The organism is Oceanobacillus zhaokaii (assembly GCF_003352005.1).
In the GTDB taxonomy this organism is placed as follows: Bacteria; Bacillota; Bacilli; order Bacillales; family Amphibacillaceae; genus Oceanobacillus; species Oceanobacillus zhaokaii.
Genome location: NZ_CP024848.1, coordinates 128,379 through 144,729 on the forward strand (window position 1 = coordinate 128,379; position 16,351 = coordinate 144,729).

General features: G+C 38.8%; 31 protein-coding genes. All 31 read left to right on the forward strand.

What is annotated here, in order from left to right; genetic code table 11:
* Nucleotides 1-78: 78 nt before the first annotated feature.
* The 31 genes from tuf to rplQ all read left to right on the forward strand — a co-directional run bounded on the left by tuf (nt 79) and on the right by rplQ (nt 16,020).
* Nucleotides 79-1,266: an elongation factor Tu gene (tuf, locus tag CUC15_RS00650; RefSeq protein ID WP_114914887.1), complete on the forward strand. Its 1,188-nt coding sequence runs from the start codon at nt 79-81 to the stop codon at nt 1,264-1,266.
* A 410-nt stretch (nt 1,267-1,676) separates the two neighbouring features.
* Nucleotides 1,677-1,985 carry a 30S ribosomal protein S10 gene (gene rpsJ, locus CUC15_RS00655; protein ID WP_114914888.1) on the forward strand — a complete coding sequence of 103 codons (309 nt, stop codon included), beginning with the start codon at nt 1,677-1,679 and terminating at the stop codon, nt 1,983-1,985.
* A gap of 30 nt (nt 1,986-2,015) precedes the next feature.
* On the forward strand, nt 2,016-2,645 hold the full coding sequence (gene rplC, locus CUC15_RS00660) for a 50S ribosomal protein L3 (RefSeq protein ID WP_114914889.1): 630 nt from the start codon (nt 2,016-2,018) through the stop codon (nt 2,643-2,645).
* 26 nt (nt 2,646-2,671) lie between these two features.
* Nucleotides 2,672-3,295, forward strand: a complete 624-nt coding sequence (gene rplD, locus CUC15_RS00665; RefSeq protein ID WP_114914890.1) for a 50S ribosomal protein L4 — start codon at nt 2,672-2,674, stop codon at nt 3,293-3,295.
* Nucleotides 3,295-3,582 carry a 50S ribosomal protein L23 gene (gene rplW, locus CUC15_RS00670; protein ID WP_114914891.1) on the forward strand — a complete coding sequence of 96 codons (288 nt, stop codon included), beginning with the start codon at nt 3,295-3,297 and terminating at the stop codon, nt 3,580-3,582. The genes rplD and rplW overlap by 1 nt, the downstream gene beginning before the upstream one ends.
* Before the next feature lie 31 nt (nt 3,583-3,613).
* Entirely contained in the window at nt 3,614-4,444 is an 831-nt protein-coding gene (gene rplB, locus CUC15_RS00675; protein ID WP_114914892.1) for a 50S ribosomal protein L2, read from the forward strand.
* Nucleotides 4,445-4,501: 57 nt separating this feature from the next.
* A complete protein-coding gene (rpsS, locus tag CUC15_RS00680) occupies nt 4,502-4,780 on the forward strand; it encodes a 30S ribosomal protein S19 (protein WP_114914893.1) in 279 nt (92 codons plus the stop codon).
* A gap of 18 nt (nt 4,781-4,798) precedes the next feature.
* Nucleotides 4,799-5,140 carry a 50S ribosomal protein L22 gene (gene rplV / locus CUC15_RS00685; protein ID WP_114914894.1) on the forward strand — a complete coding sequence of 114 codons (342 nt, stop codon included), beginning with the start codon at nt 4,799-4,801 and terminating at the stop codon, nt 5,138-5,140.
* Between the two features lie 3 nt (nt 5,141-5,143).
* Nucleotides 5,144-5,785, forward strand: a complete 642-nt coding sequence (gene rpsC / locus CUC15_RS00690; protein ID WP_114914895.1) for a 30S ribosomal protein S3 — start codon at nt 5,144-5,146, stop codon at nt 5,783-5,785.
* Between the two features lie 18 nt (nt 5,786-5,803).
* The gene (gene rplP / locus CUC15_RS00695; RefSeq protein ID WP_114914896.1) at nt 5,804-6,238 is read left to right on the forward strand and encodes a 50S ribosomal protein L16; all 435 of its coding nucleotides are present in this window, start codon (nt 5,804-5,806) and stop codon (nt 6,236-6,238) included.
* Nucleotides 6,228-6,428 (forward strand): 50S ribosomal protein L29, encoded by a 201-nt coding sequence (gene rpmC, locus CUC15_RS00700; protein WP_114914897.1) that lies wholly within the window; start codon nt 6,228-6,230, stop codon nt 6,426-6,428. The genes rplP and rpmC overlap by 11 nt, the downstream gene beginning before the upstream one ends.
* A gap of 25 nt (nt 6,429-6,453) precedes the next feature.
* Complete coding sequence (gene rpsQ / locus CUC15_RS00705; protein WP_114914898.1) at nt 6,454-6,717, forward strand: 30S ribosomal protein S17; 264 nt, start codon at nt 6,454-6,456, stop codon at nt 6,715-6,717.
* A 43-nt stretch (nt 6,718-6,760) separates the two neighbouring features.
* Nucleotides 6,761-7,129 (forward strand): 50S ribosomal protein L14, encoded by a 369-nt coding sequence (gene rplN, locus CUC15_RS00710; RefSeq protein ID WP_114914899.1) that lies wholly within the window; start codon nt 6,761-6,763, stop codon nt 7,127-7,129.
* Nucleotides 7,130-7,165: 36 nt separating this feature from the next.
* Nucleotides 7,166-7,477, forward strand: a complete 312-nt coding sequence (gene rplX, locus CUC15_RS00715) for a 50S ribosomal protein L24 (protein ID WP_114914900.1) — start codon at nt 7,166-7,168, stop codon at nt 7,475-7,477.
* A gap of 26 nt (nt 7,478-7,503) precedes the next feature.
* Nucleotides 7,504-8,043 carry a 50S ribosomal protein L5 gene (gene rplE / locus CUC15_RS00720; protein ID WP_114914901.1) on the forward strand — a complete coding sequence of 180 codons (540 nt, stop codon included), beginning with the start codon at nt 7,504-7,506 and terminating at the stop codon, nt 8,041-8,043.
* A gap of 29 nt (nt 8,044-8,072) precedes the next feature.
* Nucleotides 8,073-8,258: a type Z 30S ribosomal protein S14 gene (locus tag CUC15_RS00725; RefSeq protein ID WP_114914902.1), complete on the forward strand. Its 186-nt coding sequence runs from the start codon at nt 8,073-8,075 to the stop codon at nt 8,256-8,258.
* Nucleotides 8,259-8,287: 29 nt separating this feature from the next.
* Nucleotides 8,288-8,686 carry a 30S ribosomal protein S8 gene (rpsH, locus tag CUC15_RS00730; RefSeq protein WP_114914903.1) on the forward strand — a complete coding sequence of 133 codons (399 nt, stop codon included), beginning with the start codon at nt 8,288-8,290 and terminating at the stop codon, nt 8,684-8,686.
* Nucleotides 8,687-8,717: 31 nt separating this feature from the next.
* Nucleotides 8,718-9,254, forward strand: a complete 537-nt coding sequence (rplF, locus tag CUC15_RS00735) for a 50S ribosomal protein L6 (protein WP_114914904.1) — start codon at nt 8,718-8,720, stop codon at nt 9,252-9,254.
* A gap of 33 nt (nt 9,255-9,287) precedes the next feature.
* Nucleotides 9,288-9,650, forward strand: coding sequence for a 50S ribosomal protein L18 (gene rplR, locus CUC15_RS00740; RefSeq protein WP_114914905.1), 363 nt, complete (start codon nt 9,288-9,290; stop codon nt 9,648-9,650).
* Between the two features lie 22 nt (nt 9,651-9,672).
* Nucleotides 9,673-10,176, forward strand: coding sequence for a 30S ribosomal protein S5 (rpsE, locus tag CUC15_RS00745; RefSeq protein WP_114914906.1), 504 nt, complete (start codon nt 9,673-9,675; stop codon nt 10,174-10,176).
* 16 nt (nt 10,177-10,192) lie between these two features.
* A complete protein-coding gene (gene rpmD / locus CUC15_RS00750) occupies nt 10,193-10,375 on the forward strand; it encodes a 50S ribosomal protein L30 (RefSeq protein WP_114914907.1) in 183 nt (60 codons plus the stop codon).
* A gap of 30 nt (nt 10,376-10,405) precedes the next feature.
* Nucleotides 10,406-10,846 carry a 50S ribosomal protein L15 gene (gene rplO / locus CUC15_RS00755; RefSeq protein WP_114914908.1) on the forward strand — a complete coding sequence of 147 codons (441 nt, stop codon included), beginning with the start codon at nt 10,406-10,408 and terminating at the stop codon, nt 10,844-10,846.
* Nucleotides 10,846-12,138, forward strand: a complete 1,293-nt coding sequence (gene secY / locus CUC15_RS00760) for a preprotein translocase subunit SecY (protein ID WP_114914909.1) — start codon at nt 10,846-10,848, stop codon at nt 12,136-12,138. Before rplO ends, secY begins: the two co-directional genes overlap by 1 nt.
* 32 nt (nt 12,139-12,170) lie before the next feature.
* Nucleotides 12,171-12,815, forward strand: a complete 645-nt coding sequence (locus tag CUC15_RS00765; protein WP_114914910.1) for an adenylate kinase — start codon at nt 12,171-12,173, stop codon at nt 12,813-12,815.
* Nucleotides 12,816-13,021: 206 nt separating this feature from the next.
* A complete protein-coding gene (locus CUC15_RS00770) occupies nt 13,022-13,324 on the forward strand; it encodes a KOW domain-containing RNA-binding protein (protein WP_114914911.1) in 303 nt (100 codons plus the stop codon).
* Nucleotides 13,311-13,529, forward strand: a complete 219-nt coding sequence (gene infA / locus CUC15_RS00775; protein WP_040985051.1) for a translation initiation factor IF-1 — start codon at nt 13,311-13,313, stop codon at nt 13,527-13,529. Before CUC15_RS00770 ends, infA begins: the two co-directional genes overlap by 14 nt.
* 31 nt (nt 13,530-13,560) lie before the next feature.
* Nucleotides 13,561-13,674: a 50S ribosomal protein L36 gene (gene rpmJ / locus CUC15_RS00780; RefSeq protein WP_010095733.1), complete on the forward strand. Its 114-nt coding sequence runs from the start codon at nt 13,561-13,563 to the stop codon at nt 13,672-13,674.
* 24 nt (nt 13,675-13,698) lie between these two features.
* Nucleotides 13,699-14,064 carry a 30S ribosomal protein S13 gene (gene rpsM / locus CUC15_RS00785; RefSeq protein WP_114914912.1) on the forward strand — a complete coding sequence of 122 codons (366 nt, stop codon included), beginning with the start codon at nt 13,699-13,701 and terminating at the stop codon, nt 14,062-14,064.
* Nucleotides 14,065-14,089: 25 nt separating this feature from the next.
* The gene (gene rpsK / locus CUC15_RS00790) at nt 14,090-14,479 is read left to right on the forward strand and encodes a 30S ribosomal protein S11 (protein ID WP_114914913.1); all 390 of its coding nucleotides are present in this window, start codon (nt 14,090-14,092) and stop codon (nt 14,477-14,479) included.
* 198 nt (nt 14,480-14,677) lie between these two features.
* Nucleotides 14,678-15,622 (forward strand): DNA-directed RNA polymerase subunit alpha, encoded by a 945-nt coding sequence (locus tag CUC15_RS00795; protein WP_114914914.1) that lies wholly within the window; start codon nt 14,678-14,680, stop codon nt 15,620-15,622.
* 44 nt (nt 15,623-15,666) lie between these two features.
* The gene (rplQ, locus tag CUC15_RS00800; RefSeq protein WP_114914915.1) at nt 15,667-16,020 is read left to right on the forward strand and encodes a 50S ribosomal protein L17; all 354 of its coding nucleotides are present in this window, start codon (nt 15,667-15,669) and stop codon (nt 16,018-16,020) included.
* Nucleotides 16,021-16,351 lie beyond the last annotated feature (331 nt).

A 16,351-nucleotide genomic window follows, 5' to 3' on the forward strand; every position in this document is an offset into this window, starting at 1 on the left:
ATAGTGTACAATCATTATTTCTTAGTACGATATAAAATAATATAAAACACTTTTACTTATTTAAAGGAGGAACTATAAATGGCTAAAGAAAAATTTGACCGCTCAAAAGATCACGTTAACGTTGGTACTCTTGGACACGTTGACCATGGTAAAACTACGTTAACTGCTGCAATTACAACTGTACTTGCAAAACACGGTGGTGGAGAAGCACGCGCTTACGACCAAATTGATGGTGCTCCAGAAGAAAGAGAACGTGGAATCACAATCTCAACTTCTCACGTAGAATATGAAACTGAAACTCGTCACTATGCTCACGTTGACTGCCCAGGTCACGCTGACTATGTTAAGAACATGATCACTGGTGCTGCACAAATGGACGGAGCTATTTTAGTAGTATCTGCTGCTGATGGTCCAATGCCACAAACTCGTGAACATATCCTTCTTTCTCGTAACGTTGGGGTACCTGCTTTCGTAGTATTCCTTAACAAAGTTGATATGGTTGACGATGAAGAATTACTTGAACTAGTTGAAATGGAAGTTCGTGATTTATTATCAGAATACGATTTCCCTGGTGATGATGTACCAGTAATCAAAGGTTCAGCTCTTAAAGCACTAGAAGGCGAAGCTAAATACGAAGAAGCTATTTTAGAATTAATGGCTGCTGTAGACGAATATGTTCCAACTCCAGAACGTGACAACGACAAACCATTCATGATGCCTGTTGAGGATGTATTCTCAATCACTGGTCGTGGTACAGTTGCAACTGGACGTGTAGAACGTGGTCAAATTAAAGTTGGGGATGAAATTGAAATCATTGGTCTTTCTGAAGCTCCAAGTAAATCAACTGTAACAGGTGTTGAAATGTTCCGTAAGCTTCTTGATTATGCTGAAGCAGGTGACAACATCGGTGCACTTCTTCGTGGGGTTTCTCGTGAAGATATCAACCGTGGTCAAGTATTAGCAAAACCAGGTACAATTACTCCACATACTAACTTCAAAGCTGAAGTTTATGTATTATCAAAGGAAGAAGGTGGACGTCATACTCCATTCTTCTCAAACTATCGCCCACAGTTCTACTTCCGTACAACGGACGTAACTGGAGTTATCCAACTTCCAGAAGGCGTAGAAATGATTATGCCTGGTGATAACACTGAAATGATCGTAGAACTTATTTCACCAATCGCTATTGAAGACGGTACTCGTTTCTCAATCCGTGAAGGTGGACGTACAGTAGGATCTGGCGTTGTTTCAACAATTACTAAATAAGTAATAATTATGAACACAGGTAACGAACTGACGTTACCTGTGTTTTTTTGTAGATTCATTTTATTATAGATATAGCCATTTGGATATCGTTCGTTCACCATCGCTAAGAAGAGAGAAGATGCTTTTCATAGAAAGGTTTGGCTATATTAAAATTTACAAAAAAGTATTTGGATAAAAGCTTGCATTCCTCATCACAGTTATGTATAATGTAAAAATGTGCAAAGAACCTATAAGATTATAAAAATATAGGTTGCATTGACCAATTGATTTTAGTATAATATTAATGTTGGTCAAAAGAAGGCGATGATGTGAGAGGTTGTTGGCACGCCCGGCCCCTTTGCCATGGCGAGCTGTCAAGTAATTTTCACGGAGTATGTCTGTAATAATATGGACGATAAGGAGGGAAAATAATGGCAAAAGAGAAGATTAGAATTCGATTAAAAGCTTATGATCACCGTATTTTAGATCAATCAGCTGAGAAAATTGTAGAAACTGCGAAACGTTCTGGTGCTAATGTATCTGGACCAATTCCATTGCCTACAGAAAAAGCAATCTATACTGTATTACGTGCGGTGCACAAATACAAGGATTCTCGTGAGCAATTCGAAATGCGTACTCATAAACGCTTAATTGATATTGTTGATCCAACACCAAAAACAGTAGATTCGTTAATGCGTCTAGACTTACCATCTGGTGTGGATATAGAAATTAAATTATAAAATATAGGTTTAATATAGGAGGTGTAACGGATGACGAAAGGAATCTTAGGTCGTAAAATCGGCATGACTCAGCTTTTTTCTGAGAACGGAGAGTTGATCCCTGTTACAGTAATTCAGGCTGAGCCAAACGTAGTTCTACAAAAGAGAACAAATGAAAATGACGGTTATGAAGCACTACAAATCGGTTTTGCAGATAAAAAGGAATCACGTACTAATAAAGCGGAAAAAGGCCATGCTGATAAAGCAAACACAGCCCCTAAGCGCTACGTTCGTGAAATCCGTAACGCAAATCTTGACGAGTATGAAGTAGGTCAAGAAATCAGCGTTGAAGTTTTCCAAGCTGGAGATAAAGTTGATGTAACTGGAACATCTAAAGGTAAAGGATTCCAGGGTTCAATCAAACGTCACGGTCAATCACGTGGTCCAATGGGTCATGGTTCACATTATCATAGAGGACCAGGTTCAATGGGTGCAGTAGACGCGATGCGTGTCTTCAAAGGGAAAAAACTACCAGGACATATGGGTTCAAAACAAATTACAATTCAAAACCTTGAAATTGTTAATGTTGATGTTGAACGAAACTTGCTTTTAGTTAAGGGTAATGTACCTGGTGCGAAGAAATCTTATGTTGAAATCAAAAGCGCAATTAAAGGCAATTAATTAAACACAGGAAGGGAGGATATGTCATGCCTAAAGTAGCACTATTTAAACAAGACGGAAGTAATGCTGGTGAAATTGAATTAAACGACGTTGTATTCGGAATTGAACCACATACTCACGTATTACATGAAGCAGTAGTAATGCAACGTGCATCTTTACGTCAAGGTACTCACGCTGTTAAAAACCGTTCTGAAGTACGCGGTGGTGGTCGTAAACCATGGCGCCAAAAAGGAACAGGTCGTGCACGTCAAGGATCTATTCGCTCACCACAATGGGTAGGCGGTGGAGTAGTTTTCGGACCGACACCACGTAGCTATAGCTATAAACTACCTAAGAAAGTACGTCGTTTAGCTCTTAGATCTGCATTATCTTCTAAAGTTAAGGAAGATAATCTAGTAGTATTGGACAGCATTGCAATCGATGCTCCAAAAACAAAAGAAGTAGTTAAAATGCTTGCTGCATTAAACGTTGATGCAAAAGCATTAATCGTAACTGCAGACAAAAATGAAGTTGTTGCTCGTTCAGCAAACAATCTTCAAACTGTAAAAGTGTTAACAGTTGAAGAATTGAATGTATTAGACTTGCTTTCGCATGATAAGTTGATCTTAACGAAGGATGCAGCTGAAAAAGCAGGGGAGGTGCTTGCATAATGAAAGAGGCACGCGATATTATTAAACGCCCTGTCATTACGGAGCATTCTGCAGACTTAATGGCAGAAAAGAAATATACTTTCGAAGTATATCCAAAAGCAAATAAAACAGAAATCAAAGATGCGATTGAATCTGTCTTTGGTGTGAAAGTTTTAAACGTGAACACAATCAACGTTAAAGGTAAATTAAAGCGTCAAGGACGTTATCAAGGATATCGTTCGGATCGCAAAAAAGCTATCGTACAGCTTTCAGAGGATAGTAAAGAACTAGACTTCTTTGAAGCTTAAAAACAAATACTCGTGAAGGAGGGAAAACAAGATGGCGATTAAAAAATTCAGACCAACATCAAATGGTCGTCGTAATATGTCTGTTTCAGATTTCGCAGAGATCACAACAGACACTCCAGAGAAATCCTTGTTAAGTCCATTATTCAAACGTGGCGGACGTAATAACCAAGGTAGATTAACTGTTCGTCATCACGGTGGCGGTCACAAGCGTCAATATCGTATTATTGACTTCAAACGCAACAAAGATGGTATACCAGGACGCGTTGCTACAGTTGAGTATGATCCAAACCGTACAGCAAACATCGCATTAATTAACTATGCTGATGGTGAAAAGCGTTATATCCTAGCTCCAAAAGGACTGCAAGTAGGTCAAGTAATTGAATCTGGAGCAGATGCAGATATCAAAGTTGGTAATGCATTACCACTAGTGAACATTCCAGTTGGTACTGTTATCCACAATATCGAATTAAAACCAGGTAATGGTGGACAATTAGCACGTTCTGCTGGAGCTGAAGCTCAAATCTTAGGACGTGAAGAAAAGTACACATTAGTACGTCTTGCTTCTGGTGAAGTTCGTTTAATTTTAAGCACTTGCCGCGCAACAGTTGGTCAAGTAGGAAATATTGAACATGAGCTTATCCGTATTGGTAAAGCAGGTCGTTCTCGTTGGATGGGTATTCGCCCAACAGTACGTGGATCTGTAATGAACCCTAACGATCACCCGCACGGTGGTGGTGAAGGACGTACACCAATCGGACGTAAATCACCTATGTCACCTTGGGGTAAACCAACTCTTGGTTACAAGACACGTACGCGTAACAAACCGTCTGATAAATATATCGTTCGTAAACGTAAAAAATAAGCGGAATAATTGGCGGGTGTTATCCCCCGTCTCTCAATTGCGGAAGGAGGTTTATCCATGGGTCGTAGCTTAAAAAAAGGACCTTTTGCAGATGATCATCTATTAACAAAAATAGAGAAATTAAACGAATCAGATAAGAAGCAAGTAGTAAAAACTTGGTCTCGTCGTTCAACTATTTTCCCTACTTTTGTTGGTCATACAGTTGCAGTATATGATGGACGTAAACACGTTCCAGTTTATATCACAGAGGACATGGTCGGACATAAATTAGGTGAATTCGCGCCAACCCGTACTTATCGAGGACATGCTGGCGATGATAAGAAAACAAATCGTTAATGAGAGGAGGCACTAAGTATGCAAGCTAAAGCCATAGCTAAATCAGTTCGTATAGCTCCTCGTAAAGTTCGATTAGTTGTTGATCTTATTCGAGGAAAAAACGTAGGCGAAGCAGTTGCAATACTCCGTCATACACAACGTGGTGCTTCTCCAGTCGTAGAGAAAGTTTTGAAGTCTGCAATCGCAAACGCTGAACACAACTACGAAATGGATCCAGATAATCTAGTAATATCTGAAGCATATGTTAATGAGGGTGCTACATTGAAACGTTTCCGTCCACGCGCACAAGGACGTGCAAGCAAAATTAATAAACGCACAAGCCACATCACAGTAGTGGTAACAGAAAAGAAGGAGGGATAGTCAGTGGGTCAAAAAATTAATCCAACGGGTCTCCGTGTAGGTATTATTAAAGACTGGGAGTCTAAATGGTATTCAGATAAAGACTATGCTGTCTTTTTACACGAAGATATTAAGATTAGAGAATATCTTGAAAACCGCTTGAAGATTGCTGCTGTTTCTTCTATCGAAATCGAACGTGCAGCTAATCGTGTAAACATCACAATTCATACTGGTAAACCAGGTATGGTAATCGGTAAAGGTGGATCTGAAGTAGAAGCACTACGTAAAGCGTTAAACAGCCTTACAGGCAAACGTGTCCACATTAATATCGTTGAAATCAAAAAAGTTGATTTAAATGCTAAATTAGTAGCTGATAATATTGCTCGTCAATTAGAAAATCGTATTTCATTCCGTCGAGCTCAGAAGCAAGCTATCCAACGTGCTATGCGTGGAGGAGCAAAAGGAATCAAAACACAAGTATCTGGTCGTCTAGGTGGAGCAGATATCGCTCGTGCAGAACATTATAGTGAAGGAACAGTGCCACTACACACATTACGTGCTGACATTGACTACGGTACAGCTGAAGCTGATACTACTTATGGTAAATTAGGTGTTAAAGTGTGGATCTATCGTGGAGAAGTCCTTCCAACTAAAAATAAGAAATAAGGAAGGGGGCAATGCATTATGTTAATGCCTAAACGTGTTAAATATCGTAGACAACATCGTGGTAAAATGAGAGGCCAAGCTAAGGGTGGTACATCAGTAGCATTCGGTGAATATGGCTTACAAGCTGTAGAAGCTTCTTGGATTACAAGTCGTCAAATCGAGGCTGCTCGTATTGCAATGACTCGTTACATGAAACGTGGTGGTAAAGTTTGGATTAAGATTTTCCCAGACAAACCATATACAGCAAAACCTCTAGAAGTTCGAATGGGTTCTGGTAAAGGTGCACCTGAAGGATGGGTTGCAGTAGTTAAACCAGGAAAAATTATGTTTGAAATCGCGGGAGTTCCTGAAGAAGTAGCGCGTGAAGCTTTTCGTCTTGCTGCTCACAAACTACCGATCAAAACTAAGTTCGTAAAACGCGAAGAAATTGGTGGTGAAATCAATGAAGGCTAATGAAATCAGAGAACTAACCACTGCCGAAATTGAACAAAAAGTTAAATCATTAAAAGAAGAATTATTTAATTTACGCTTCCAACTTGCAACTGGTCAGTTGGAAAACACTGCACGTATTCGTGAAGTAAGAAAAGAAATCGCACGGATGAAAACCGTTGTACGTCACCGTGAATTAAACGTGAATAACTAATTCAAGAGAGGAGGTTAGCCTCAAAATGACTGAACGTAATAATCGTAAAGTATACACTGGCCGTGTTGTTTCAGATAAAATGGATAAAACAATTACCGTTGTAATTGAAACATACAAGAACCATAAATTGTACGGTAAACGTGTAAAATACTCTAAGAAATTTAAAACACATGATGAGAATAACCAAGCGAAGATTGGCGATATTGTTCGCATTATGGAAACTCGACCACTTTCAGCTACTAAACGTTTTCGTCTAGTTGAAGTTGTCGAAGAAGCAGTAATTATATAATTTAAGTTCGCGAAGGAATTATCCGAAGGGAGGTCACAGTGTTATGATTCAACAAGAAACTCGTTTAAAAGTTGCAGATAACTCTGGTGCTCGTGAATTATTAACCATTAAAGTACTAGGCGGATCAGGACGTAAAACTGCTAATATTGGTGATGTAATTGTTTGTTCAGTAAAACAAGCAACACCAGGTGGCGTTGTCAAGAAAGGTGAAGTTGTTAAAGCTGTCATCGTTCGTACAAAAACTGGTGCTCGTCGTAAAGATGGATCGTATATTCGTTTTGATGAAAATGCAGCCGTAATTATCCGTGATGATAAAAGTCCAAGAGGGACTCGTATTTTCGGACCTGTTGCACGTGAATTACGTGATGCTAAATTCATGAAAATCGTATCTCTAGCTCCAGAAGTTTTATAAGCGAATGAATAGCCCTGTCAAGGAGGTGCGTAAAGCATGCATGTAAAAAAAGGTGATAAAGTAAAAGTATTATCTGGTAAAGACCGTGGTAAAACAGGTACGATATTAGAAGCATATCCAAAGAAAGACCGTGTTCTAGTTGAAGGTGTAAACATGGTGAAGAAACACGCTAAACCTTCACAAGAAAATCCACAAGGTGGAATTCTTGAACTAGAAGCACCAATTCATGTTTCTAATGTAATGCCAATTGATCCTAAATCCGGTGAACCAACTCGTGTTGGGTATGAAGTACGTGACGGCAAAAAAGTCCGCATCGCTAAAAAATCCGGTGAAGTATTAGATAAATAATTTAGCGACGAAAGGAGGGCGACATGATGAATCAATTAAGACAAAAATATCAAGATGAAATTGCACCATCTTTAATGAATAAATTTAACTACAAATCAGTAATGCAAGTGCCGAAGATTGAGAAAATCGTAATCAACATGGGTGTTGGTGACGCTGTTCAAAACTCTAAAGCATTAGATAGCGCTGTTGAAGAATTGACATTAATTTCTGGTCAAAAACCATTAGTAACTCGTGCGAAGAAATCAATCGCTGGTTTCCGTCTTCGTGAGGGAATGCCTATCGGTACAAAAGTAACCCTTCGTGGTGAACGCATGTATGATTTCTTACAAAAGTTGATCTCAGTTTCACTTCCACGTGTACGTGACTTCCGTGGGATTTCTAAGAAAGCTTTTGATGGACGTGGAAATTACACTCTAGGTGTAAAAGAACAGCTAATTTTCCCAGAAATCAATTATGATAAAGTAAACAAAGTTCGTGGTATGGATATTGTTATTGTAACAACTTCTAATACAGACGAAGAAGCTCGTGAACTTTTAGCTCAGTTAGGCATGCCTTTCCAAAAGTAAGCTAAGAGCTAATACAAGGAGGGAAATTTGTGGCTAAAAAATCTATGGTTGCGAAACAAAAACGTACACATAAATATCAAGTACAAGAATATACACGCTGTGAGCGTTGTGGACGTCCACATTCAGTAATTCGTAAATTTAAACTTTGCCGTATTTGTTTCCGTGAACTTGCCTATAAAGGTCAAATTCCTGGTGTCAAAAAAGCAAGTTGGTAAACCCCGAATCGGGAAGGAGGTAATTAGTAATGGTTATGACAGATCCAATCGCAGATATGTTAACTCGCATTCGTAATGCGAATACAGTAAAACATGAACAACTGGAGCTTCCAGCTTCAAAAATGAAAAAAGATATCGCTGATATCCTTAAACGTGAGGGTTTTGTTAAAGATTATGAATTAATCGAAGACAATAAACAAGGCGTTTTGCGTATTTTCCTTAAGTACGGTGTAAACGAAGAACGAGTAATCACAGGAATTAAACGTATTAGCAAACCAGGTCTACGTGTATACGCTAAAGCTAATGAAGTACCTCGTGTACTTAATGGTTTAGGTATCGCTATCGTGTCAACATCTAAAGGTGTGCTTTCTGATAAAGAAGCACGTTCACAAGCTGTTGGTGGCGAAGTAGTCGCATACGTTTGGTAATTAACATTTTTTAATTAAGGAGGTGCATGGAATGTCTCGTATAGGACTTAAATTAATTGAAATTCCACAAGGTGTAGACATTAACCTTAATGGCACTACAATTACTGTTAAAGGACCAAAAGGTGAATTATCAAGAGATCTACATCCAGATATGAAAATTAATATAAATGATAATGTTCTTACTGTTGAACGTCCATCAGATGCTAAAGAACATCGTGCATTACACGGAACTACTCGTAGTTTAATCAACAACATGGTTGAGGGTGTAAGCAAAGGTTTTGAAAAGAACCTAGAAATGATTGGTGTTGGTTACCGTGCTCAAATGCAAGGTAAGAAACTAGTGGTTAACGCTGGTTACTCAAACCCAGTTGAAATTGATCCAATCGAAGGTATTGAAATTGAAGTACCGAAGAATACTCAATTGACAATTAAAGGTATCGATAAAGAATTAGTTGGTGCAGTTGCTTCAAACATTAGAGCAATCAGACCACCTGAGCCATATAAAGGTAAAGGAATTCGCTACGTTGGTGAATTTGTTCGCCGTAAAGAAGGTAAAACTGCTAAGTAAGATTAGTTAGCAAGCAAGAAAGGAGTGACCTAGATGATCACAAAGCCTGACAGAAATGTACTACGTAAAAAGAGACATGGCCGAGTTCGTAAAAACTTAACTGGAACTGAAGCACGTCCTCGTTTAAACGTATATCGCTCAAATAAAAATATCTACGCACAAATTATCGATGATAATAACGGCGTAACATTAGCAAGTGCATCAACAAAGGATAAAGAACTTAATGTTGAAGTTACTAGCAATGTAGATGCAGCTAAAAAAGTCGGTGAAATGGTAGCAAAGCGTGCTCAAGAAAAAGGAGTAAAATCCGTTGTTTTTGATCGCGGAGGCTATCTATACCATGGTCGTATAAAAGCGTTGGCGGAAGCTGCTCGTGAGGCAGGTCTTGAATTTTAATAAAAAAGGAGGGAACTCTTAAATGAAAACAAACATTGATCCGAATAAATTAGAACTTGAAGAACGTGTTGTTACGGTAAACCGTGTTGCTAAAGTAGTAAAAGGTGGACGTCGTTTCCGTTTTGCAGCTCTAGTTGTTGTTGGAGATAAGAACGGTCATGTAGGTTTTGGTACTGGTAAAGCACAAGAAGTACCAGAAGCTATTAAAAAAGCAGTAGATGATGCAAAGAAAAACTTAATTACTGTGCCAATCGTTGGAACTACTATTCCACACACTGTGAATGGTAGATTTGGATCTGGTCATGTATTAATGAAACCAGCTTCTGAAGGTACTGGAGTTATCTCTGGTGGTCCAGTTCGTGCGGTATTAGAACTTGCTGGTATCGGTGATATTCTTACAAAATCATTAGGCGCAAACACACCAATTAATATGATTCGTGCAACATTAGAAGGCTTAACACAATTAAAACGTGCAGAAGACGTAGCAAAACTACGTGGAAAGTCTGTAGAAGAACTGTTAGGATAATAGGGAGGGAAACAATATGTCTAAACAATTAGAAATCACCCTCACACGGAGTGTTATTGGTCGAAAAGAAAAACAAATTAAAACTGTTGAAGCACTAGGACTTAAGAAAATTCGCCAGTCCGTTGTTCGTGAAGATACTCCAGTTGTTCGTGGTATGATCAATGTCGTGTCTCATCTTGTAACAGTTAAAGAATTATAATATTATAAAGCTTAAAGAGGAGGTGCTTGTATGAAACTTCATGAATTAAAAGCATCAGAAGGAACTCGCAAAGAGAGAAATCGTGTGGGTCGTGGAACGTCCTCAGGTAACGGAAAGACTTCTGGCAGAGGGCACAAAGGACAAAACGCTCGTTCAGGCGGCGGTGTACGTCCAGGGTTCGAAGGTGGTCAAATGCCATTGTTCCAACGTTTACCGAAACGTGGCTTTAGCAACATTAATCGTAAAGAGTTTGCTATAGTTAACTTAGATGCATTAAATCGCTTTGAAGAAGGCACAGAAATTACACCAGAGCTATTACTTGAAGAAGGTATCGTGAGCAAATTGAATTCCGGCATTAAGGTGCTTGGTAAAGGCGCTATCGAAAAGAAACTAACAGTAAAAGCTCATAAGTTCTCTGCTTCTGCCAAAGAAGCTATTGAGACAGCGGGCGGTAAGACTGAGGTGATCTAATGTTTCGTACAATCTCCAATTTTTGGCGCGTGGCTGACATTAGACGAAAAATAGTATTCACATTATTAATGTTAATTGTTTTTCGTCTAGGCACGTTCATTCCTGTGCCATTTACAGATAAAGCAGCGATAGACTTTATGAACCAACAGAACGTCTTTGGACTCTTAAATACATTCGGTGGTGGAGCATTACAGAACTTTTCAATTTTTGCCATGGGAATTATGCCTTACATTACGGCATCGATTATCATGCAATTATTGCAAATGGATATTGTTCCTAAGTTCGCAGAATGGAAGAAGCAAGGCGAGATGGGACGTAAAAAAATTGCACAGGTTACACGCTATGCAGCAATCGGATTTGCATTTATTCAAGCAATTGCTATGTCAGCAGGGTTTAATGCAATGGCCGGTGGTTTGTTAATAGTTGATCCTAGTTTTATGAAATTTCTTGTGATTTCAATTGTATTAACGGCTGGTACAGCATTTTTAATGTGGTTAGGTGAACAAATTACAGCACATGGTGTTGGAAATGGGATCTCTGTAATTATTTTTGCTGGTATCGTTGCTGCAGTACCGAACGGTGTTGGGCAATTGTATAGTCAATATTTTGTAAATCCAGGAGACGAACTATTTATCAACATTATTATCGTAGCCTTAATTGTATTAGTTGCAATAGCAGTTGTAGTTGGAGTTATATTTGTTAACCAAGCATTAAGAAAAATACCAGTTCAATACGCAAAAAAACTTGTAAATCGTTCTCCAGTCGGTGGTCAGTCAACACATTTACCATTAAAAGTAAATGGTGCAGGGGTTATTCCAGTAATCTTTGCAGTAGCGTTTATGATGGCACCAAGCACGGTTGCTAGTTTCTTTGAAGGTAATCAAGTAGCTACAACAATTATGAGCATATTTGATTATACACAACCTATTGGTATGGTAATATACTTAGCCTTAATTATTGCATTTACGTATTTCTACACATTTATTCAGGTTAATCCTGAACAAATGGCAGAGAACTTGCAAAAACAAGGTGGCTATATTCCTGGAATTCGTCCAGGGAATAATACAGAGACGTATCTTACCCGTGTGTTATATCGTTTAACATTCGTTGGTGCAATTTTCTTAGGTGCAGTTTCTATATTACCAATCATCTTAGGTAGTCTTGCTAATCTGCCTAGCGCAGTACAAATCGGCGGCACTAGTTTACTAATCGTTGTAGGTGTAGCATTGCAAACAATGAAACAACTGGAAAGTCAGTTAGTGAAGCGTCACTACAAAGGGTTTATTAAATAGTTCTCTGCTGCCAATGAGAGCGAGGAAAATCGATGAATTTAATTTTAATGGGATTACCTGGTGCTGGAAAAGGTACACAGGCAGAGAAAATTAATGATAAATATAATATCCCGCATATTTCAACAGGGGATATGTTTCGCCTAAGCATCAAAGAGGGTACTGATCTTGGTAAGAAAGCGAAGGAATATATGGATCGCGGAGATCTTGTTCCAGATGAAGTTACAATTGGAATTGTGAAGGAACGTTTAAGTAAGGATGACTGCAAGAATGGCTTTTTATTGGATGGTTTTCCAAGAACGATTGCTCAAGCAGAAGCATTACAACAACTTCTTTCAGATCTTGGTGAATCCATTGACTACGTATTACATGTAGACGTACCGGAAGAAAAATTAGTGGAGCGTCTAACGGGTCGTAGAATTTGTCCAACATGTGGAACAGCCTATCATATCGAATTTAACCCTCCTAAAGTAGAAGGTATTTGCGATAAAGACGGATCACAGTTAATTCAACGTGATGATGATAAAGCCGAAACAGTGAAAAGACGTTTAGCCGTGAATATCGAGCAGACAAAACCATTACTCGACTTTTACCAAGAAAAAGGATATCTTGTTACTGTTAACGGAAATCAAGAAATTGACGATGTTTTCAAAGATATTCAACAAAAACTTGTAAAATAATACGATCTTAATTACATCTAACGCAGAATTGATGCATTTCTATCTGTAAAAAGTTATAATTAAAGTCGTGAGTAATTTTAAAAATAACATGTATTGCTTTAATAAAGTGACACAGGTCAAATATAGAAGTAGCCCTTTAAGAGGGAGAATATTTTCTAATGCCTTAGTGCAGGTGATCGTTGTTGAACACAGGAGATCAGGTTCTGATGCTAGGTCAGGTTGTTCGTATTTTGCAAGGTCGTGAAGCAGGTCTTTATATGATAATCGTTCATGTAGTGGATCATCATTCTGTCTTGTTAGCCGATGGGGAGAGGCGGAAGACGAATAGGCCAAAGAGAAAGAATCTACATCACCTTGAGAAGATGGACTATATTTCCCCAGAAGTCCATAACAGCCTTCTAGAAACTGGTCGTGTCACAAATGGGAAATTGCGATTTGCCATATCTAAGTTTAAAAGTGAGATTGTGACTGATTTGAAGAAGGGAGATCTACACGATGGCAAAAGATGATGTAATTGAAGTAGAAGGCACCGTAACAGATACATTGCCTAATGCAATGTTTAAAGTAGAGCTTGAAAACGGCCATACGGTCTTAGCACATGTATCTGGTAAAATCCGTATGCATTTTATCCGTATTCTGCCAGGTGACAAAGTAACGGTTGAGCTTTCTCCGTATGATTTGACAAAAGGACGAATTACGTATCGTTATAAATAAACGAGCTCCGATATAAAAGGAGGTAAAGATGATGAAAGTAAGAGCATCTGTAAAACCAATATGTGAAAAATGTAAAGTAATTAAGCGTAAAGGTAAAGTAATGGTGATTTGCGAAAATCCCAAACACAAACAAAAACAAGGCTAAAACCTTAGGAGGTGCAACTATTCTATGGCACGTATAGCAGGTATTGACATCCCACGTGATAAACGTGTTGTCATTTCTTTAACATATATCTTTGGAATTGGTAAAGTTACCGCACAGAAAGTCCTTAAAGAAGCAGGCGTTTCAGAAGACACTCGTGTTCGTGATTTAACTGAAGACGAATTAGGTAGAATTCGTACAGCAATCGATCAATACAATACAGAAGGTGACCTTCGTCGTGAAGTATCACTTAACATTAAACGTTTGATCGAAATTGGTTCTTATAGAGGCCTTCGTCATCGTCGTAGCTTACCAGTTCGTGGACAACATACTAAAAACAACTCACGTACTCGTAAAGGCCCACGTCGTACAATGGCTAACAAGAAAAAATAAAGCAGTAAAGGAGGTTAACTAATCAATGGCACGTAATACTAATACACGTAAGCGTCGTGTGAAAAAGAATATTGAATCAGGTATCGCCCATATCCGTTCAACATTTAACAATACAATTGTTACAATTACGGATACACAAGGTAATGCAGTTGGTTGGAGTTCAGCAGGTGCATTAGGCTTTAAAGGTTCACGTAAATCAACTCCATTTGCTGCTCAAATGGCTGCAGAAACTGTGGCTAAGTCAGCAATCGAAAACGGCATGAAGACATTAGAAGTTACTGTTAAAGGGCCAGGAGCTGGACGTGAAGCAGCAATTCGTTCACTTCAAGCAGCTGGTTTAGAAGTTACAGCAATTGTTGATGTAACACCAGTTCCTCATAATGGATGCCGCCCACCAAAACGTCGTCGTGTATAATTTTACCGTATAGAATTTGTCACCCTGTCTATAATGGGTTATGATAGCTAAAAAAAGTAAAGTTTATTTTTAAGACATCAGGACAGGACAGTACGAATGAATTACAGGTAGTGCAGAAACGCCAACTGCCTATTGAGGAATTTCGGTTAGACAAGGGTCTAGCCGGGGTTTCGACGTTTTAAAGGAGGGTTTTGTTGAATGATCGAAATAGAAAAGCCAAATATTGAAACGATTGAAATTAGCGACGATGCTACTTTCGGGAAATTCGTAGTAGAACCACTTGAACGTGGATATGGTGCCACTCTAGGAAACTCCTTGCGTCGTATCTTACTATCCTCACTTCCAGGTGCTGCTGTTACATCAATTCAAATTGATGGTGCTTTACATGAGTTCTCGACGATTGATGGAGTTGTGGAAGATGTCACTCAAATTATTTTGAGCTTAAAGAAGTTAGCACTTAAGATTTATTCTGATGAACCGAAAACAATCGAATTATCTGTTCAAGGTGAAGGGGTAGTAACTGCTGCTGACCTCACGTATGACAGTGATGTAGAAGTGTTGAATCCGGAATTGAAGATCGCTACTTTAAATAGTAAAGGCGCTTTAAACATGAGAATGACAGCTGAGCGTGGTCGAGGATATCGCCAAGCTGAGCAGAATAAACATGAGGATCAACCAATAGGCGTTATTGCGATTGATTCAATCTTTACACCTGTATCACGTGTTTCCTACCAAGTAGAAAACACTCGAGTAGGTCAAAATGCAAACTATGATAAATTAACATTAGATGTCTCTACAGATGGAAGCATTCGTCCTGAAGAAGCAGTTTCTTTGGGTGCTAAAATCGTTACAGAGCATTTTAATATTTTCGTAGGGCTAACGGATGAGGCACAAAATGCCGAAATCATGGTTGAAAAAGAGGAAGACCAAAAAGAGAAAGTTATGGAAATGACAATCGAAGAACTTGATCTTTCTGTTAGGTCTTATAACTGCTTAAAACGCGCTGGAATTAATACCGTTCAAGAGCTTGCAAATAAGAGCGAAGAAGATATGATGAAGGTTCGTAATTTAGGTCGTAAATCACTTGAAGAAGTTAAACATAAATTAGCAGATCTTGATTTAGGTTTGCGTAATGACGACTGATAAACACAGTCACCTTTAGAGATTTTTGAAAGGGAGGTACTAACATGGCTAGAAAATTTGGACGTAGTACAGACAGCCGTATGGCATTACTTCGTAACCTTGCATCTGATTTAATTATTCATGAACGGATTGAAACTACAGAAGCAAAAGCGAAGGATTTAAAATCGATTGTAGATAAAATGATTACATTAGGTAAACGTGGAGATCTTCACGCTCGCCGTCAAGCAGCAGCATTCCTTTACAACAAAGAGGCTGATGAAGAAAATAATGTAATTCAAAAACTTTTTGATGATGTTGCAAAACGCTACGATGAGAGACAAGGTGGATACACACGTGTTCTTAAACTTGGTGAACGCCAAGGCGATGGCGCAAAAATGGCAATCATTGAATTGGTCTAAACAAGAAACATGCGGCAAGGGCAGGACTTTAATCTCTCACGAGGTGAATCCAAGCCCTTTTTTTGTAGTAAAAGAAAAAAAGTGCAGCAGTCTCTAGCCCACGCGCAACTAGACAGAGAAAAGTGCAGCGGGCTTGCCCAGAGACGGAGGGCATAAGCAGGAGACCTTATAGCGCACGGTCTTGGCGCTCGGAGTGTAGAAACGCGTTATATCTATATCGCCTATGATAAGGCGATATAAGCACGACGAGAGAAGCCGTAACAACCGGAACTATATCACCCAGAAGAAACACAATATCAGCCCGATAAAACTAATAACAGTTACACAATAA

Excerpts from the sequence above, each read along its gene's own strand:
- tuf (WP_114914887.1), top strand. The coding sequence starts at position 79 with ATGGCTAAAGAAAAATTTGACCGCTCAAAAGATCACGTTAACGTTGGT.
- rpsJ (WP_114914888.1), top strand. The coding sequence starts at position 1,677 with ATGGCAAAAGAGAAGATTAGAATTCGATTAAAAGCTTATGATCACCGT.
- rplC (WP_114914889.1), top strand. The coding sequence starts at position 2,016 with ATGACGAAAGGAATCTTAGGTCGTAAAATCGGCATGACTCAGCTTTTT.
- rplD (WP_114914890.1), top strand. The coding sequence starts at position 2,672 with ATGCCTAAAGTAGCACTATTTAAACAAGACGGAAGTAATGCTGGTGAA.
- rplW (WP_114914891.1), top strand. The coding sequence starts at position 3,295 with ATGAAAGAGGCACGCGATATTATTAAACGCCCTGTCATTACGGAGCAT.
- rplB (WP_114914892.1), top strand. The coding sequence starts at position 3,614 with ATGGCGATTAAAAAATTCAGACCAACATCAAATGGTCGTCGTAATATG.
- rpsS (WP_114914893.1), top strand. The coding sequence starts at position 4,502 with ATGGGTCGTAGCTTAAAAAAAGGACCTTTTGCAGATGATCATCTATTA.
- rplV (WP_114914894.1), top strand. The coding sequence starts at position 4,799 with ATGCAAGCTAAAGCCATAGCTAAATCAGTTCGTATAGCTCCTCGTAAA.
- rplP (WP_114914896.1), top strand. The coding sequence starts at position 5,804 with ATGTTAATGCCTAAACGTGTTAAATATCGTAGACAACATCGTGGTAAA.
- rpmC (WP_114914897.1), top strand. The coding sequence starts at position 6,228 with ATGAAGGCTAATGAAATCAGAGAACTAACCACTGCCGAAATTGAACAA.
- rpsQ (WP_114914898.1), top strand. The coding sequence starts at position 6,454 with ATGACTGAACGTAATAATCGTAAAGTATACACTGGCCGTGTTGTTTCA.
- rplN (WP_114914899.1), top strand. The coding sequence starts at position 6,761 with ATGATTCAACAAGAAACTCGTTTAAAAGTTGCAGATAACTCTGGTGCT.
- rplX (WP_114914900.1), top strand. The coding sequence starts at position 7,166 with ATGCATGTAAAAAAAGGTGATAAAGTAAAAGTATTATCTGGTAAAGAC.
- rplE (WP_114914901.1), top strand. The coding sequence starts at position 7,504 with ATGAATCAATTAAGACAAAAATATCAAGATGAAATTGCACCATCTTTA.
- rpsH (WP_114914903.1), top strand. The coding sequence starts at position 8,288 with ATGGTTATGACAGATCCAATCGCAGATATGTTAACTCGCATTCGTAAT.
- rplF (WP_114914904.1), top strand. The coding sequence starts at position 8,718 with ATGTCTCGTATAGGACTTAAATTAATTGAAATTCCACAAGGTGTAGAC.
- rplR (WP_114914905.1), top strand. The coding sequence starts at position 9,288 with ATGATCACAAAGCCTGACAGAAATGTACTACGTAAAAAGAGACATGGC.
- rpsE (WP_114914906.1), top strand. The coding sequence starts at position 9,673 with ATGAAAACAAACATTGATCCGAATAAATTAGAACTTGAAGAACGTGTT.
- rpmD (WP_114914907.1), top strand. The coding sequence starts at position 10,193 with ATGTCTAAACAATTAGAAATCACCCTCACACGGAGTGTTATTGGTCGA.
- rplO (WP_114914908.1), top strand. The coding sequence starts at position 10,406 with ATGAAACTTCATGAATTAAAAGCATCAGAAGGAACTCGCAAAGAGAGA.
- secY (WP_114914909.1), top strand. The coding sequence starts at position 10,846 with ATGTTTCGTACAATCTCCAATTTTTGGCGCGTGGCTGACATTAGACGA.
- CUC15_RS00765 (WP_114914910.1), top strand. The coding sequence starts at position 12,171 with ATGAATTTAATTTTAATGGGATTACCTGGTGCTGGAAAAGGTACACAG.
- CUC15_RS00770 (WP_114914911.1), top strand. The coding sequence starts at position 13,022 with ATGCTAGGTCAGGTTGTTCGTATTTTGCAAGGTCGTGAAGCAGGTCTT.
- infA (WP_040985051.1), top strand. The coding sequence starts at position 13,311 with ATGGCAAAAGATGATGTAATTGAAGTAGAAGGCACCGTAACAGATACA.
- rpmJ (WP_010095733.1), top strand. The coding sequence starts at position 13,561 with ATGAAAGTAAGAGCATCTGTAAAACCAATATGTGAAAAATGTAAAGTA.
- rpsM (WP_114914912.1), top strand. The coding sequence starts at position 13,699 with ATGGCACGTATAGCAGGTATTGACATCCCACGTGATAAACGTGTTGTC.
- rpsK (WP_114914913.1), top strand. The coding sequence starts at position 14,090 with ATGGCACGTAATACTAATACACGTAAGCGTCGTGTGAAAAAGAATATT.
- CUC15_RS00795 (WP_114914914.1), top strand. The coding sequence starts at position 14,678 with ATGATCGAAATAGAAAAGCCAAATATTGAAACGATTGAAATTAGCGAC.
- rplQ (WP_114914915.1), top strand. The coding sequence starts at position 15,667 with ATGGCTAGAAAATTTGGACGTAGTACAGACAGCCGTATGGCATTACTT.